Raw genomic sequence first — 17,732 nt, 5'->3', positions numbered from 1 at the left:
CACCGGACCAGGGGCCGCACCGCGGAGGCCGCCGGCGATACGTTGGGGCCATGTACTCGACGCGAGTCTCCCGACGTGTGAACGCGCCCCGCGCGGCCGTCTACCGAGCGCTTCTCGACGCGGACGCGATCGCGCGATGGCGGGTGCCTGACGGCATGACCAGCCACGTACACGCGTTCGATCCCCGCGAGGGCGGCACGTTCCGTGTGTCACTCACGTACGACGAGCCCACGGGGAGCGGCAAAACGGGCGCGCACACCGACACGTACCACGGCCACTTCGCGCGGCTCGTGCCCGACGAGCAGGTGACCGAGGTGTTCGCGTTCGAGACGGCGGAGCCCGGCCTCGGCGGCACGATGACGATGACGACCACACTCACCGACGCGGGCGCGGACGGCGCGACGGATGTCCTGATCGTGCACGAGGGAATTCCCGACGATGTGCCCGCCGCCGACAATGAGCTGGGCACCCGTATGGCCTTGGCGAATCTCGCCCGGCTGGTGGAGACGGGCGAGCGCCCGGAGGGCGGGAACGCGAGGCCCGAGTAGGCGCGGGCGGCGGGTGATCGCCCCCGCGTACGCCGCTTCGGGCCCGCCGTCTCACGTTCGCCGTATCACGTCCGGCGCCTCACGTCCCCGGTCCCTCGTCCGGCGCCTCACGTCCCCGGTCCCTCGTCCGGCGCCTCACGTCCGCCGCCCCACGGGCTCGGCTCACCGCGCCAGGCAGGGGCGCTTGCTGTCGAAGGTCCAGTCGCTGACCAGATAGCGCATCCCGACGGCGTCGTCACGCCCCGAGAGCCCCTTCGCCAGGTAGAGCTCATGGGCCGCGAGCAGCCGGTCCATGTCGAGGCTGACACCGAGTCCCGGGGTGTCGTCGACCGTCACCGCGCCGTCGACGATCCGCGGGGCTTCGACGGTCAGACGTTCCAGGCCCTCCTGCCAGATCCAGTGTGTGTCCAGCGCGTTGTAGTCACCCGGGGCCGCGGCTCCGCAGTGGGCCATCATGGCGAGGGAGATGTCGAAGTGGTTGTTGGAGTGGCACCCCCACGTCAGACCGGTCGCGTCGCAGAGCTGGGCCACCCGGACCGACCCCTGCATGGTCCAGAAGTGCGGGTCCGCGAGCGGGATGTCGACGGACCGCAGCGCCAGCGCGTGGCTGAGCTGGCGCCAGTCGGTCGCGATCATGTTGGTCGCGGTGGGCAGCGCGGTGGCGCGGCGGAACTCCGCGAGGATCTCCCGGCCCGAGTAGCCGCTCTCGGCCCCGCACGGGTCCTCGGCGTAGGCGAGCGTGCCGATCAGGGGCCGGCACAGCTCGACGGCTTCCCGCAGCGACCAGGCTCCGTTGGGATCGAGGGTGATCCGCGCCTCGGGGAAGCGCTCCTTGAGCGCCCGTACCGCCTTGACCTCCTCCGCACCCGCCAGCACACCGCCCTTGAGCTTGAAGTCGCGGAAGCCGTAGCGCGCGTACGTGGCCTCCGCCTGGCGGACGATCGCTTCGGGGGTCAGCGCCTCCTCGCGGCGGATCCGGTACCACTCCACGGCGGAGTCGGGTTCGCGTACGTACTCCAGGTCGGTCCGACCGGGGTCGCCCACGTAGAACAGATAGCCGAGGACCCGCACGGAATCGCGCTGCTTGCCATCGCCGAGCAGGGCCGCGACGGGTACGTCCAGGTGCTGGCCCAGCAGATCGAGCAGTCCGGACTCGACGGCCGTGACGGCGTGCACGGCGGTCCGCAGGTCGAAGGTCTGCTCGCCTCGCCCCCGGTCGTCACGGCCACCGAACCGCTCCCCCATCGCACGCAGGACACGCTTGTAGTCGCCCACCCGCGCACCGACGACGAGGGATTCCGCTTCGCGCAGCGTGCGGGTGATCTCCTCACCTCCCGGCACCTCGCCCAGCCCTGTCCGGCCCTGGGAGTCCTCGATCACCAGGATGTTCCGGGTGAAGTACGGGGCGTGCGCGCCGGAGAGGTTGAGCAGCATGGAGTCACGGCCTGCCACCGGATACACGGAGAAGCGAGTGACGACGGGTTGACTCATGACGGGAATCCTTCGTTGGCCGGGGGTGTTGTCTCGCGGTTCGGGAGGTGCGTGCTCAGAGGTTGAGGGCGTTCAGGGCGCGTTCCAGGAGCAGGACGCCCCCGAGGCCGAGGACGGCGAGCACGGTCGTATAGGAGGTACGTACCTTGATCGCCTCGATGACCGACAGATTGAAGTACTCCTTGAACATCCAGAAGCCCGGGTCGTTGACGTGTGAGAAGGCGATCGAGCCGCAGGAGACGGCGAGCACCATGATCTCGGGAGCGATCCCACTGCCCGCGACCAGCGGCAGTACGACGCCGGAGGCCGTGACGACGGCGACCGTCGCCGATCCCAGGGCCACCCTGAGGATCACGGCGACGAGCCAGGCGAGGATGATCGGCGAGATGGACCAGCCCTCGGTCACATCCTTGATGTAGTCCGAGATCCCGCCGTCGACGAGAACCTGCTTGAAGGCGCCACCGGCCCCGATCACCAGCAAGATCATCGCCATCGCCTGCGCGGCCCCACGGCAGGAGGCGGCGACCTCGTCCAGGCTCCGGCCCATCCGCGGTCCGAAGGCCCAGATCGCGACGAGCAGTGTCAGCAGCAGCGCGACCGGCGCGGAACCGACGAACTCGACGACGTGCACGACGGGAGTCCTCGCCGAGGTGACCATGTCGGTCACGGCGGCCCCCGCGATCAGCACCACGGGCAGCAGGGCGACCGCCAGCGACCAGGCCGTCCCCGGCATCTCCTCGTCCTCGAAGACGCGCTCGCTCACCAGCCCCTTGGGCACGGAGGGGTTCATCGCCCGGACGAACGGCAGCCTCGGCCACACCAGCGCGATGAGCACGCCGATGGGGACCGCGATGAACAGGCCGTAGAACAGGGTCAGCCCGACGGAAGCATGGAAGGCCGAGGCCACCGCCGTCGGGCCCGGATGCGGCGGCAGGAAGCTGTGCATCGTGGAGAGGGCGATGGACATCGGCAGCCCGACCCACAGCAGATTCGACCGGGTGACCCGCACCAGCGTGAAGGCGACGGGCACGATGATGACGAAGGCGACCTCGTAGAACATCGTGACGCCGATGAGCATGGCCGTCAGCACCATGGCCACCTGCACCCCCCGCGGCCCGCAGACGGCGAGCAGCCTGGCCGCGATGCGCTGGGCGGCACCGGAGTCCCCCATCACCCGGCCGACCATGGCACCGAGCCCGATGGTGAGCATCGTGTCGCCGATCTGCCCGCCAATGCCCTCCGAGAGGACATCCGGGATCTCCGCCACGGGAATCCCCCGCACCACCGCGACGCAGACGGCCACGAGGAGAAGGGCGGCGAAGCCGTTCAGTCTGAGCCTCGTCATGAGGAGGAGCAGGACCAATACGCTGATGCCGACTACGACAAGTGGCATGAATCAGTTCCCCTTTGAACTGTGCTCTCGACTGCGCGCCGACCGTCGGACAACGCCGCCACCACGCTCAGCGCCCACGACGTCCGCTGTCTCCCGCGCCCTCACTTGGCCCCCATGCGTCCGACCCGACGAACGAGGTCTCCATATAAAGACGACGTCTACGTATAGAGACGGAGACTAGATATGCAGACGCCGACGGGTCAATGGGTATGCACCGACGAATTGACCAACGGCCCCTGGCGCGAAGTGGGGGCATACGAAGCGGAGTCAGCGGCCCGATCAGGCCCGACCCGATGTGCGCGCTGCGCTACGACGCCCAGCGACGCCGCCGAAGAGCGCGAAGCCCGCTAGGTCGTACCGCGCGTCCAGCCCCTGCCCAAGGGGAGGCAGGTGCAGGTACAGATGGATAAAGGGGCAGAAGTCGACGATGTCCGGGCCGGAAGGCCGGCGATGGCCGCGACGGGGCCGGACACGTCGACTTCCGCGGATCAGACGCCCTTTGAGGCGGGCTCCAGGATCGCCACGCACTCCACATGGTGCGTCATCGGGAAGAGGTCGGCTTGGACGAGTCACAGAAAATCCCAGATCAGAGCCAGATTATCGGCTCGCTGTCCCGCGTGCGGGTGCCCAGAGCGTCAAACGAGCGTCATGACCAACGGTCCGTCCCTCCTCTTCCGGCGGAAACGGCTGCCACGACCAGGTCACCTGCACGAGCCTGTTCCCGCTCGCTCCGGACGCAGGCTGCCCATCATGACCCCGCAACGCTTCTCAGACCGCCATAACGGAGTCATGTCCTTGAGCCCACAGCACGCCGCGCCTACGCCGAGCAACCTCTCGGGCCCGGCCGCCGAGGGCCTCGCGCTGTACCGGGAGAAGTTTCGGCGGCGTCTGCCGGAGTCGCTGGACGAGTTGCACGGCCTGGTTCGGGGCCCCGCTACCGCAACCGGGATCTGCTCCTCCAGCTGTGGCTGGTGCTGCGCAGACTCGTCGGTCGCACCGTACGCAGCGTATGGGAAGACGCCTTCCCTCGGCTCACCTCCCGCGCCCTGGCAGCCACGTGAGGGGATTTTCTGGCGGCCTGTCAACCAGAGCCCGTACGGGCCTGTCCGCGCGGAGGAGGACGTGATCGGGACCAAGGTCCGCGCGCTCGCCGACCGCGGAGCGCCCCGCGACCTGATCGATGTGTTCGCAGCCTCCCGCCGTTGGACCAATGCCGAACTTCAGGAGTTCGGCCGCCGTCACGCGCGTGGCCGCTTCGAGCGCGAGGATCTCCGGACGAACCTCACGGGCGCCGAGTGGACCGACGACGAAGCCTTCGCCGCCTACGGGCTCGATGACGCCACATCGCCGCGCGCTTCGCGTTTGGGCTGTGCCGACGACCTCGCGACCCGCCTCCTCGACGAGTCCGATGATCCGCACATCGACTGATCACGTCCAGACGGGATCGCAGACTCAAACGATTCAAGCGAAGACCGATCACAAGCAGGTGGGAAGCAGTCGGTCGCGAGCTGGTCGCACCAATAACACCCGGTAAGCAGCGGCCGCGTCGGTGCGGGTGATCAACTGAGGTCATTCCTCGCGCGTCCCTACGAATCCAGCCTCCAGGGCCTCGGCGGGAGGGAAGTTTGCATGAACAGGGCAGCGCGCGCCCGATACGTACGCCCGGACGGCGGTCAGCCGGAAGCGGCCCGTCACAGGACTACCCCAGCGCAGAGCCGTATCCGCCTGCCCTCAAGACCGTCTGGCCCAGCATGCAACTCGCCATGGATGGGCGGTTATCGGGAAGGTGACCGTTTGAAAGGCGGCCGGCCGCCCGAGCATACGGGCGGCCGGACTGGTGTCACCCACAGTCACAGGCTTAGCATCACGCACTGGTGCAGCAGCGGTTCCAGGCGCAATTGGGTGTTGCCGCGGTCGAGAACCTGAAGAGCGTCGAGGCAGTTGACAATCCATCGCGCCTCGTCCTCGTTCTCGTCCTCGATCTTGAGTGCCACAGCGGTCACGGCGCCCTCCAGATCGAACGGGCCTTCCTTGAACTCGTCGTCAAGGGCCCGGTATCCAGCGGCAAGCAACGGGTCCGCGTACACGCCGGTCGCCTCGGCGAAGGCGCGAGCCTCGGCCCGGTCCGTGCGTAGGCCTGCCAGGCGGCGCAACACCTCGTCCGGGTCGCCCAGTTCGCCGTGCAGATGGTGGGCCCGGTCGACCAGGAGCGGCCAGCCGCCCGTGAGGTCCTGGAGACGGTCCAGGCGGTCCTCCGTGTGGAACATGTTGACGCGCTGGGCCCAGCCGCGCAGGCTGCGGCGGTCATGGCGGCGCAGCACCACCGGGGCGGCCGACGTGGGTTCGGCTCCGGTCAGCAGGGTGTGCCACAGGGCTAGCTGGGTGGGGTCGGTGACCAGGACGACCGCGCGGGTGACCCCCGGGGTGGCTGGCAGCAGCGTCTCAGCCTGGTCGACCGCGTCCCGGCAGGCCTCCGGCCGCACCGAGTCTCGGTAGTTGACGAAGTCACCGATGACGACACGTCGTTCGCGGGGCCGTCCGCCGACGAGCTCCTGCTTGTAGACGCTGGGCCTGCCGACGGGCGGCAGCGTCCAGCCGTCGATCGGTCCGGCGACCGTACGCAAGGTGCGGGCGACGTCCTTGACTCCGGTGGCGGGCGTGCCGAGGACGACTCTGGTCCGGTTGGACCGCTCGCCCAGAAGGTCATCGAGCTGGGTGTTGGTCAGCGGAGCCGGCCGGCCGTCGGGCAGCTCGGGGCGGCCCTCCTGCACGATGCTCTCCTGGAGTTCACAGTCGTGTTCGGCCCTGAGCAAGCGGGCCTCCACCTCGTGGGAGGTACCGATCATGCGCAGGGCATTGGGGCCGCGCAGGTGCCAACCGAGGCCGTCGTGGTTGGGGGCGAGGATGCCGAGGCCGACCATCTCGGAGAAGTAGGCACGAAAACCCTCGGTGTCGAGCTGTTCGAACCCCCTGCGCCAGTACGTCTCGCATTCCTCGCGCAGTTCGGTGTCGCTCAGTCGCACTTCCAGACCGCGGTGGCGGGCGTGATACGCCAGCACGTTGGCGATCACGTCGTAGCGATGGTCGAGGCTCAGCGTGTCCTTGAAGGCTGCCGAGATGCCATCCCGGAGCGCGGCGTCCGACTCCACGACCTCGATGTCGGTCACCTCCACCTTGTAAGGGGGCCCCTCGGCGCCGCGCCGCGCCCGCTTGCGGTGCATCAGCTCGACCAGCCGGTGCCCGAACATCTGGAGCAGGAATGGTTGGTAGGAGCAGTAGCCGAGCACCCGGTTGACAAGGTCCAGGTCCTGGAATTCGAACCCGAGCGCCCGCATCGGCTCGACCAGGAGCTCGGCTGCGGACTGCGGAGCCAGCGGGCCGATCACCTTCGGGGTCTGCGCGAGGTGACCGAAGGGGCCGTTGCTCGCGAGCTTGGAGAAGCGCTGCACGGAGTGCAATCCGGCGAAAACGACCTTGGCGCGGTCTTTGGTGTCGGACCCGAGGCCCTTGAGCTTCTTGGTCTGATCGAAACGCGGGGCGTCCGCCTCGAAGAACTGGTCGCACTCATCGAGCAGGATCAGCAGACGGCGGCGCGACTCCTCGTCCAGCCAGGTCCGGATGCCGACCCGTACCCGCTCGGAGATCTCCTGCCGTTTCCTGCGCCCCTGCGGCCGGTCGTCGAGTACCTGCGCCTCAGTCAACTCCCGCTCCAGGACGCTCCACAGCGTTTCCGGCCCGAGCGAGCTGCCCTTACCGATGTTCTCCTGGTCGAGGTTGACGTACACCGCCTGGTGGTAGCCGGGGCGTTGCTCCGAGAACCGTTCCCCAGCGTCGGCGAGCAGTGCCGACTTGCCGAGTCCCCGTCCGCCGTAGATGACCTGGGTGCCGCGCGGGTCGAGGATGCTCTTGCGCTCGGCGTCACGGCCGTAGAACATCTCGCCGCCGATCCGGCCGCGCTTCTCCCGGATATACGGGTTGACGCCGGAGAAGGGCAGCAGTGTCTGCGTAGCGGTGCTCACCTGGCGGTCGCCGTGGGCCGCGAGATATGCGAGGGCCGCGTCGTCCACCACCAGCAGCGGCTGCAACCGGCCCGAACCGACGGCGAGTTCGACGCGGGCCTCACGGCTCAGCGTGCCGAAGTAGACTACAAGGAGGCTCGCTCCGCTGGTGTCGCGCTCCGCCCAACTCATGACGACCTTGGCGGGCGGCCTGCCCCAGACCATCATCACCCGCAGGTTGCCGCCCTGCTCTCTGACCTGCGAGCCGAACGCGGGCGCCTTGGCCCTGCCGTTGATCTCCACTCCGATCGCTTCGAAGAGACGGTATTCCCGCCGGTGCTGGGACCGGTCGTCGAGTGGCCTGGCGCTCTTCGCGTCGTAACCGAGGAGCTTGAGGAGCGGCGGCACCTGTCGCGTCGGAGCCACCTGGAGCCGATCCTTCGGCTCGGCGGCGGCCAGCGCGCGCCACTCGTCGAGGGTGTCGGCCGTGAGTGCCGCCTCGTCGGTGGAGAGGCCACCATAGTCCAGGAGGGGTAGCGTCGGATGCTTGCCGCAGGACCGGACCAGGTCGACGAGGTCGTGGTCAATGCCTGCCGGCAGACCGTCGGGCACGGCCGGGAAGAAGTCCGCCAAGTGGGACTCTCCTCCCTCGATCTCCGGGACGTCCTCGCCGATCTCCAGGAAGTAGACGAGGTCGGCAGCGGTCGCCAGGTCGTTCGTCTCCAGGCGCCGAAGCACCTGCGCACGCTCCTCTGCGGTGAGGTCCAGGGCGTCGAGCCGGGCCCGGATCCGGTCGGCCGCCTGCTGCCGGAAGGCGGGCAGGTCGTTCTGTACCGTATCGAGCGCCCGCCGCATGTCCAACAGGTCATGCCGGTCGGCGTCTTCGAGGTGACGATGGGCGTCCGCCAACAGCTCCTGAAGGCCCAGGTCCTGGTCCTCCGTCACGGCCCCGTCGGCCTGCGCGCGGTGCAGCTCGGCGACGAGTTCGCGGTGTGCCGTCCGCAGCTCCGTGCGCCGGAGAGCTTCCCGGTCGTCGATCTCGGTGTCCGCGGGCGGGGTGAACTCCCCGGCCTGTGCTGCAGGCAGCAGTCCTCGTCCGGCCAGGTCGACGATGTCACGGGCCGCGCTGAAGGCATCGTGAGAGAGCCGCTCGTCGAGGGCGTCCTGCCAGCCACGGTCGACAGCGGTCAGCAGCTCATCGAGCGTCGGCCGCTCGTCACGGGAGTCGCGTACCTTCAGCAGCTCCGCGTCCAGCACGAGTTCTGGGTCGCTCGAACCTCCGGTGCCCCTGGTCACGTTGTCACCAGCCAGCATCGCGAACAGCTCCTCCATCGAGGCGCGCGCCGCCCAGGCCGTCGCTGCGGCGAGGGCGTCCGAGCGTCGCGCCTGCTGCTCCAACTCACCCAGCGCCGCATCCCTGCTGTCCAGCAAGGACTGGCGCAGGGAGGAGATCTCCTTAGCCGCGCGGTTGCCGTCGGAACGGTCGCCGCGACGGGTACTGTCAACCGCCAGGGACCACTCCTTGACCAAGCCGGCGGCTCGCTCCACGAGATGCACCAGATCCTGTCGCCCGGAGCCCTGGAGCGGCTTGCCGCTCGACGAACGGTGTTTGCGGTCCATTCGGTCGATCTCATTGTTGACTTCGGCCAGTTTCGACAGCCGCTCGGCCTGCTCCCGCACCTGGTGTATCGCGTTACGGCTGTCGTTGGCGACGGTCATGAGCAGCGATCCGAGCATCCCGTCGTCGGGGGCCAGCCAGCGCTTGGCGATCTCCGTCGCCCGCGCGAACCGCAGCCTCTGCGGCGCGAGAAGGTCACGGCTCTGCTCGCGCAGCTCCCGCAGACGAACCTCCGCCTCGGAGACGTCGGCGACCAGCGGGGAAGCGATCATCAGGGCGCCGCTGAGAGCACGGTCGGCGACGGCGGCCGCCGCCTCCGCGAGCCGGTCCGGGAGTCGGGGCACCAGCGCCTTGAGCTGAGCGCCTGCCGAGTGGTCGCCCGTGATCAGTGCGGTACGCAGCAGGGCCGGCAACAGGAGGAGTTCGCTGCCCTCGGTGTCCTGGCCCGCGTATCCGCCGTACTCCTGGAGCAGGTCCGCCGTCAGCCGCGCGCCCTGACTGTCGCCGGACGTGAGCAGCGCGGCGGCACCGGCCAGGCGGAGCGCCGCCACCTGGGGCCCGGGGTGGCCGACGGCCCTCGCCAGATGGTGGGCGAGTCCGAAGCGCCGCTCCACGACCAGCCGCGCCAAGGCCCGTTCGGTCACAGTCTCGTCGGAGTCTTCACCCACGGCCGGGGCCGATTCGCGGAGGGGCGCCTCCTCGGTGGGACAGACCGCGGGTGCGGTGGGCGCCGGGACGTGCGCATCCGATTGCGTGAGGGATGCCGGGTCGCTACCGGCGAGGGGCACGGTCTGTGGGTCGGAGGCGTGGACCGGCTCGGACGCCTTTGCGGGTTCCGGCTCAGAGGCGTGCTGGGGCGCGGCCTCCTCGGTGGCGTGGCCAGCGGTCTCCTCGGCCGGCTGTACGGCCGTGTCCTTCACGGTCGTCTCGATCCCGGCAGGTTCGCGGCAGACGTCCTCCAGCTGGTCCAAGGTCAGTTCAGGGGCGACGAGCACCGCCATGGCACACGCGGGCAGCACCCGCACGATCTGCCCCTGCAGCGCCAGGATCTCTGCTGCGGCATCCTCCTGTCGCCCCAGCCTGATGATCCGGGCCAAGGAGGCGAGCGCGGAACTTTCGTCCCGTTGCGGTTCTTCCCACGCCGGAGTCTCCAGCAGGCCGCGTGCCGCCCCGCGCACTGCCTCGGCGGCCGCAGCGGCAGTGGGGGAGCTGTCCGGGCGGCAGGCGACATCGAGCAGCTCCCGCAGCGGCTCCCGAGCCTGCAGGTCACGCTCGTGAGCCGCCCGGTGCGCGCGTGCGGCACGCGTCATGTCCTCCAGTCGGCGAGGCACCCCCTCAATCCCGGCCGCGCGGAGTTCGGCGTCCACGTCTTCGAAGACGGCGCCCAGCGCGGCCAGCGGTGCCAGGTCCTCGACCTGCGGAGGGCGGCCGTCCACGACCGCAACGGTCACCCTCTGCGCTGCTTGCCGAGCCCTCGCGAGAGCTGACTCCAGCTGCCGACAGGCCGCCTCCGGATCCGTTCCCTGCTCAACCCGGACACTTTCGGACGCCGTAGCGATCACCTCGGGTAAAATACGGAGACCCGATACAGCGGTTTCCGGCGCGGGTTCATTCATGCCTGGTCGGTCGGCGGTGGCAGCGTGCCCAGACTTTCCGCCGCCCGCGTGCGGTGGCTCGTCGTCTTCCGTTGCTCCGTGGACGAAGTCCGGGTTGGCCTCTACGAGGGACCGCGCCGCGGCACCGACAGCGACGAGCTGAGCCATCTCCTTGTCGTCGGCCTTCGCCCCGAACCAATCCTGGTCCGCCGCCCAGGCAAGGATGTGGGCGTCGGTGACGGAGGCATTGCACCACGCGAACACAGTGGCCCGGACCAGCGTCGCGCCCCACCGGGCAACGGGGTCAGGAACTGACTCACCGTCCTGTGCGAAGACGAAATTGCCCACCTGATTCATCACGGTGACCGTGAGTTTCTTGATCCGGCAGTTGCAGGTGTGCTGCCGCGACTCGCGTTGCAGCCTGGCGAGAACGTCCCGGCACAGGGCACTGCTCACCCGTCGAGGGGCCGCCATGCGGATGCCTAGGCTGCCGAGCAACTCCTGCCGGTCTCTGGGCCGCAGGGAGTTGAAGGCGAGTTCCACCATGTCGGCTGTGAAGTCGTTCAGGGCGGCGACGGCCGGGGACTCCAAGGCGTTGAGCGCGGCGGCCAAGCCTTCGAGGTCCTCGGCCGAGACGCTCGGCGGGGACCACGGCGGCCCCGTGACGACGTGGTAGCGATCCTGCATGTACACGTACTCCGTTTCTATGGGCAAGGATTTCCGTGGGCGACAAGAAGAAGGGAGCGTGGCCGGAGCCTTGGGTTTGCTAAAGCCGCGAAGGGTCAGCGGCCGCGAGTATGCCCGGTCACGAACGTGTAGCCGTACGGCAATTCCCAGCCGTCCGCCTTGCCGAGTCGGCGGCAGTGCTCCCGAAAAGCAGCTCGCTGAACTCCGCTGGGCGAACACCCCGGCCGCAGACGTCGCAAATGGCCGGGGACGAAGTGGACGCTGCGCAGTCCCTCGCCGACCGGTTCGCCACCGTCCCACGGACGTATAAGCCGGGGCCCAGCGGGGCGATAGCCGATGAGGGGGATGGTCCGCTGCCCGTCGCGCGGTGGGAAGTGCGGTTGGCCCCAGCCGTCTCGACTGCCGAGGGCCGGCTCCAAGAGCTGCTCCGCGAGCAGTTCCGCGACCGCTGCTTCCAAGGCGGCGGCCTGTGACCGGGCGGGCCGACGCCCGTAGACCGCGCTCGGCAGGAGCGAACGGTCCATCAGGGCATGGCCGTCCAGGGTGAGCAGACCGCAACGGCGCACGGTGCGCATCACAAGCTGACGGGGGCCGAGCCCGACCGCACTGTCGCCATGGCGGTCACTGCCCGGGACATCCTCCCTGGTGAGCACACGAGGGTCGTAATGGTGCCCGGTCTCACGGTCGCCGACTTGCACCGGTTCCTTAAGCCGCGTGGTGGCCAGTTGAATCGTCGTGCTCCCGCGGGGCCGACACAGCCCAAGCATCAGACCAGGGAAGAAGTCGCGGGGCCAGGTGATTCCGGTCAACCGACCCGAAACGTCGCCGAGCTCGGCGGTGACGTCCTGCACTGCCTCCCGCTCATCCAACACCTCGCCAGCGTGTTTGAGTTCGAGGCGAACAGTGGGGCGTAGTCCGTAGGACTGGCGGAGTTCCTTTGCTATGTACCGAGGCAAGGGGAACCAGCCATCGATGAGGTGGGACAGTCGCAGAGGCGCTCGCCAGACAGGCTCCTTCGCGTCGTTCCGCAGGAGTTCGCCGGTGCCGAGGGATGCGTCGTCGGCGAGGGGCAGATCGACCGGGTCCACTTCATCTTCCGGCTCCGATGGCGTGGGCAACGTGGATGTCCACCCGCGTCCGGCCGGGACCAGGGGATCTCCGGGTGCTTCCGCAGCACCGGGATGATGGGAGCGCCACACGCCGCCGCCCTCGAAGGCGTCGTCGAGCGTGATCCGGGAGCCGTTCTCGAACAGGCCCTGGTCGCTGTCGTTTTGGACGACATCGGCAATCGCCACGTTCGCCCTGCACACCGCCGCGGCGTACCCTACTCCCTTGAGCAGTTCCGTGACCCCCGGGAACCCGCGAAGCCTCGGTCCGACCGCTGTGTACACGGTGACCGCAGCGGTGAGACCGTAGCGCCGCCTCGCCGGGGTGGCCCCCCGTTCCACCGCTGCCGCGAGTGACCTGAGGTCATCGCCGCCCAGCGGCCCGGTGTCCCGCCAGCAGTCCGCGAGGGAAGTTCGGGTCATGGCGTAGTGACCCCATGTACGCAGGGCGGCACTGGAGTTGAGCACGCCCCGCACTGTGTCAAGGAGGCCGAGCAGCCCCGCCCGCAGGTCGTCGTCGTGCGTGCCACCCACCAGTGCAGCAAGGGACACGGGGACAAAGGGGCTGAGCAACTGCTCCCGTGCCGTCGTCAGAAGATGGTCTGCATAGGCCGTCAGGTCGTCGCGCCGGGCCGCATCCGGGGACGAATAGCAGACGTCGACGACGACATGCCCGTCCTCGTTGATCCAGCGCCGACGCGTACGTAAGCGGTGGAGCTGAGCCGATGACAGGCTCAGCGCCGGGCCGAAGGCATGGAGATCCGGGACGAGGAGCTCCCTTCGCCGTGGCGTGGGGCTGTCCCCCGGCCTCCCGGGGCCCTCGGCGCCTGCAGGTGCCCCCGACACCCAGGCCGGCACGTCACCGAGGGTGCCCACCTCTTGGCGAGCACCCTCCCGATAGACGATCTCGGCATACAACGGTTCCGACCCGGTGGCGACACACACCATTGCACCGACCGGGAGCACGGGAGCGCACTCGCCGAAGGCGATCACAGGGAAATCGTCGAGGCAGAGCGGGCTGCCGCCGTAGCCGTCTCCGCCGAGGTCGTACCCGAAGTACACGGCATTGAAGGCCACGGTGGTGTGCACGGGCACCGGACGGCCCGCGACAACAGCCTCGAGATAGCGCTGCAACCGATCCCGCTCTTCGTCGGGTACGGCTTCATAGCCTTTCGTCATGGCAGAGGTCAGCAGGGCCCTGTCGCCGTACGGATCAGACACCTGCGCCGCGCCACCAGGCGTCGATGACGCCTCCGGCCGCCCACGTTCGTCAACCGTTGCTGGTACATACGGGTCCCCACCCATGACACCTCCGCCGCGCTTCGGACCGGTGTGGTCTGACGTGCGGTAATTCCCGCAGGGTATGCCGACCCGGAACATTCCGGAAGCACTTTCGTCACATTGCGATGACGGGCAGTGGCTCACAGCGAACACGACGCGTGTCGAGTTCGGACCGAACTCACACTGCTTGGATGAGCGGACCAGCACCCGTGCCGGCACCGGTCCACCTGACGTTCCGTTAGAAGAAGCGTCGAACGAGCGTCACGAATCACCAGGTACTCACGCAGCCGCGAGACAGCCAGACACGCGCTTCGCGTTGCCCCTCAACAAAGCCGCAGGTCAGCAACATCGCACAGCATGCAGGGGAGCTCAGCGCGCTACACCTTATGGCGATCTGGAAACAGGTCGAACAATGTGTCGACTTCGAAGTAAATGCAGGTCAGTGGCCCTTCCCGACAGGCTCCAGGATCGCCACGCACTCCACATGGTGCGTCATCGGAAAGAAGTCGAAAGCCCGCAGCGTGCGCGGGCGGTAGCCGCCCTCTCGGAAGTACGCCAGGTCGCGGGCGAGGGCCGCCGGGTCGCAGGCCACGTAGGCGATGCGGCGGGCGCCCAGGTCGGAGAGGTGCCTGACCGTCTGCTTGCCCGCGCCCGCGCGGGGTGGGTCCAGGACGATGAGGTCCGTTTCGGTGATTCGGGTGCGCGGCAGGACCTGGTCGACCTTGCCCTGTTCGATGCGGACCCGGGGCAGGTCCTGGAGGTTGTGCCTGGCGTCCTCGACCGCGCGTTTGCCGGATTCGATGCCGAGTACCGCGCCGGTCTCCCCGACGCGCTCCGCGATCGCCCCGGCGAACAGGCCCACTCCGCAGTACAGATCGAGCGCCGTCTCGCCCTTCCTCGGCATCAGGCCCTGCATCACGGCCTCCACCAGCAGCTGCGGCGCCTGCGGATGGACCTGCCAGAAGCCGCCCATGCCGACGCGGTATGTACGGCCGTCGGCGCGCTCGCGGACGAAGGCTCGGCCGTGGACCCGGTGCACTCCCCCGTCGCGCTCGTCCACCCGCAGGACGGACACCGGCTTGTCCAGCTCCACCAGTGGCAGTCGGCCGCCCTCGCGCGGGGTGAGGATCACCTGCCGGTCGCCGGAGCCCGACGCCGCGATCGCCTCGACCGTGGCGATCTGTGGCCACTCACGCCGCTCCACGCCCAGTTCGCTGACGCCTTCCGTGGCGATCATGCAGTGCTCGACCGGCTCGACCTCGTGCGACCGGTGCTTGCGCAGCCCCGCGCGACCATCCTTGTCGATCGCGTACTGCACGCGCGAACGCCAGGCCGGCACCTCGCCCGCGGGCAGCTTGTCGCCGGGGGCGGGCATGACCGTACCGTCCCAGCCCGCCTCCTCCGGGGTGAGGCCCGCGAGCCGCTGGAGCTGTTCGGCGATGACCTCGCCCTTGAAACGCCGCTGCGCGCCCGGCTTGGCGTGCTGCCAGTCGCAGCCGCCGCACCGGCCGGGGCCCGCGTACGGGCACGGCGCCTCGACCCGGTCCTTCGACGGCTCGATGATCTTCACCGCGTCGGCGCGGAGATAGCGGGAGTCCTCCTCGCCCTCCGTCACACGCGCGACGATCTTCTCGCCGGGCAGGGCGTGCCGTACGAAGAGCACCCGGCCCTCGGTGGTACGGGCGATGCAGTGGCCGCCATGGGCGACGGGGCCCACCTCGACCTCGTACTCCTCCCCGATCAGCGAAGCCTTCGGTTCTGTTGACATGGGAGGTGGCTCCAAAAGATCAGAGGTATCAGCGGTACAGGGGGAAAGGAGGGAAGGGGGCAAGGAGGGAAAGAGGGAAGCGGCAGGTAAGCGGGGCGCGGCGACAACAGCCCACCAGTCTACGTGCCCTTCCCGTCCGGCTCCTTCGTCCGCGAGTCCACCGGACCGCGCCTGACCGCGCCCGGCGCCACATACGCCGCGCGCCTCTTCGCCCGCTTCTTCGCCAGCTCCGAGGACTCCAGCTGGTACGGCACCGAGGTCACCATCACCCCCGGAGTGAAGAGCAGCCGCCCCTTGAGCCGCAGCGCGCTCTGGTTGTGCAGCAGATGCTCGTACCAGCGGCCGACCACATACTCCGGGATATAGACGCTCACCGCGTCACGCGGATTCTCCGAGCGCAGACCCCTTACGTACTCGATCACCGGCCGGGTGATCTCGCGGTACGGGGAGTCGAGGATCTTCAGCGGTACGTTGATGCCGCGCCGCTCCCATTCCTCCCTGAGCTGCTTCGTCTCCGCCGGGTCGACATTGATGCTGAGCGCCTCCAGGGTGTCCGAGCGCATCAGCTTGGCGTACCCGAGGGCGCGCAGTGTGGGCTTGTGGACCTTGGAGACCAGCACGATCGAGTGCACCCGGGACGGCCGGACGCTGTCGTCGGACGGTCCCTCGGCGGCGGCGATCTCCGCCGAGACCCGGTCGTAGTGCTTACGGATCGCGGTCATCGTCCCGTAGAAGATCACCATGCCGAGCAGCGCGACCCAGGCGCCATGGGTGAACTTGGTCGCCAGTACGACCACCAGCACCAGACCGGTGAAGAAGGCGCCGAAGGTGTTGATCGCGCGGGACCGGATCATATGGCGGCGCTTGGCCGGGTCACGCTCGGTCCGCAGATGGCGGTTCCAGTGCCGGACCATGCCGGTCTGGCTGAGGGTGAAGGAGACGAAGACACCGACGATATAGAGCTGGATCAGCCGGGTGGAGTCCGCGCCGTAGAGACCGACGAGGAGCGCGGCGGCCCCGGCCAGCACCACGATGCCGTTGGAGAAGGCCAGCCGGTCGCCGCGGGTGTGCAACTGGCGCGGGAGGTAACGGTCCTGGGCGAGGATCGAGCCGAGCACCGGGAAGCCGTTGTACGCGGTGTTGGCGGCCAGGAAGAGGACCAGCGCGGTGGCCGCGGCGAGCAGGATGAACAGGAACGTGCCGCTGCCGAAGACGGCGGCGGCGACCTGTGAGATGACCGGGTTCTGGACATAGCCCGAGCCGACCGGGACGCCGTCGCGGAGCAGGTCCGTGCCCGGCGACTCCGCCATCTTCACATCGGTGGCCATGGCGAGGCCGATGATGCCGCAGAACATCGTGACGGCGAGGCCGCCCATCAGGGCGAGGGTCGTCGCCGCGTTCCTGCTCTTCGGCTTGCGGAAGGCCGGGACGCCGTTGCTGATCGCCTCGACACCGGTCAGCGCGGCGCAGCCGGAGGAGAAGGCCCGCAGCAGCAAGAAGACCAGCGCGAAGCCGGCCAGGCCCTGATGCTCGGGCTTGATCTCGAAGTCGGACGTCGGGGCGCGCATGGTCTCGTTGAGTACGAGTCCCCGGAACGCGCCCCAGACGATCATCAGGAAGACCCCGCCGACGAAGACATACGTCGGGATCGCGAAGAGCTTCCCTGACTCCCGTACGCCGCGCAGATTCATCAGCGTGAGCAGCACGATTATCCCGATGGCGCAGAGGACCTTGTTCTCCACCACGAAGGGGAACGCGGACCCGAGGTTCTCCACACCGGAGGAGATCGACACCGCCACGGTCAGTACGTAGTCGACGAGCAGCGCGCTGGCGACGGTGAGGCCGGCCTTGGGGCCGAGGTTGGTGGTGGCCACCTCGTAGTCGCCGCCGCCGCTCGGGTAGGCGTGCACGTTCTGCCGGTACGACGCGACGACCGTGAACATCAGGACCACGACGGCCAGCGCGATCCACGGGCTGAACTGGTAGGCCGACACACCCGCGATGGACAGGACAAGGAGGACTTCTCCCGGCGCGTACGCCACCGAGGACAGCGGGTCGGAGGCGAAGACGGGCAGGGCGATGCGCTTGGGGAGGAGGGTCTCCCCGAGCCTGTCGCTACGCAGCGCCCGCCCGATCAGGATGCGTTTGGGCACGTCGGTCAGTTTGGACACGAAGGGATCGTATGCGTTCGAACAAGATGGTGTGCGGGCACCACCCCCCACCTGCGGCCCGGTATATCGACGGGCC

At 68.8% G+C, this 17,732-nt stretch carries 7 protein-coding genes and 1 pseudogene; 2 read left to right on the top strand and 6 right to left on the bottom strand.

Annotated elements, in window-relative coordinates; all coding sequences use genetic code 11:
- Positions 1 to 50: 50 nt before the first annotated feature.
- Entirely contained in the window at positions 51 to 548 is a 498-nt protein-coding gene (locus AB0M67_RS34880) for an SRPBCC domain-containing protein (protein WP_365751583.1), read from the top strand.
- A 162-nt stretch (positions 549 to 710) separates the two neighbouring features.
- Here the strand turns inward: AB0M67_RS34880 and AB0M67_RS34875 are convergent, their stop codons facing one another.
- Entirely contained in the window at positions 711 to 2,039 is a 1,329-nt protein-coding gene (locus tag AB0M67_RS34875) for an enolase C-terminal domain-like protein (protein WP_365751582.1), read from the bottom strand.
- Positions 2,040 to 2,094: 55 nt separating this feature from the next.
- Positions 2,095 to 3,432, bottom strand: a complete 1,338-nt coding sequence (locus tag AB0M67_RS34870; protein WP_365751581.1) for a gluconate:H+ symporter — start codon at positions 3,430 to 3,432, stop codon at positions 2,095 to 2,097.
- Between the two features lie 1,065 nt (positions 3,433 to 4,497).
- Here AB0M67_RS34870 and AB0M67_RS34865 point away from each other — a divergent pair.
- Positions 4,498 to 4,860, top strand: a pseudogene (locus AB0M67_RS34865) (nucleotidyl transferase AbiEii/AbiGii toxin family protein); the annotation flags it as partial.
- A gap of 422 nt (positions 4,861 to 5,282) precedes the next feature.
- On the opposite strand, the gene AB0M67_RS34860 reads toward AB0M67_RS34865, so the two are convergent.
- The 4 genes from AB0M67_RS34860 to AB0M67_RS34845 form a co-directional block, all read right to left on the bottom strand.
- Positions 5,283 to 11,330: a hypothetical protein gene (locus AB0M67_RS34860; RefSeq protein ID WP_365751580.1), complete on the bottom strand. Its 6,048-nt coding sequence runs from the start codon at positions 11,328 to 11,330 to the stop codon at positions 5,283 to 5,285.
- Between the two features lie 95 nt (positions 11,331 to 11,425).
- A complete protein-coding gene (locus AB0M67_RS34855; RefSeq protein ID WP_365751579.1) occupies positions 11,426 to 13,657 on the bottom strand; it encodes a hypothetical protein in 2,232 nt (743 codons plus the stop codon).
- Between the two features lie 499 nt (positions 13,658 to 14,156).
- The gene (locus AB0M67_RS34850) at positions 14,157 to 15,485 is read right to left on the bottom strand and encodes a TRAM domain-containing protein (protein ID WP_365751578.1); all 1,329 of its coding nucleotides are present in this window, start codon (positions 15,483 to 15,485) and stop codon (positions 14,157 to 14,159) included.
- A gap of 119 nt (positions 15,486 to 15,604) precedes the next feature.
- Positions 15,605 to 17,656 (bottom strand): APC family permease, encoded by a 2,052-nt coding sequence (locus tag AB0M67_RS34845; protein ID WP_365751577.1) that lies wholly within the window; start codon positions 17,654 to 17,656, stop codon positions 15,605 to 15,607.
- Positions 17,657 to 17,732 lie beyond the last annotated feature (76 nt).

Source organism: Streptomyces sp. NPDC051662 (assembly GCF_040681655.1).
Classification (GTDB): Bacteria; Actinomycetota; Actinomycetes; order Streptomycetales; family Streptomycetaceae; genus Streptomyces.
The sequence above is the reverse complement of the archived record's forward strand: the minus strand, read 5'-3'. Positions and strand labels throughout refer to the sequence as shown.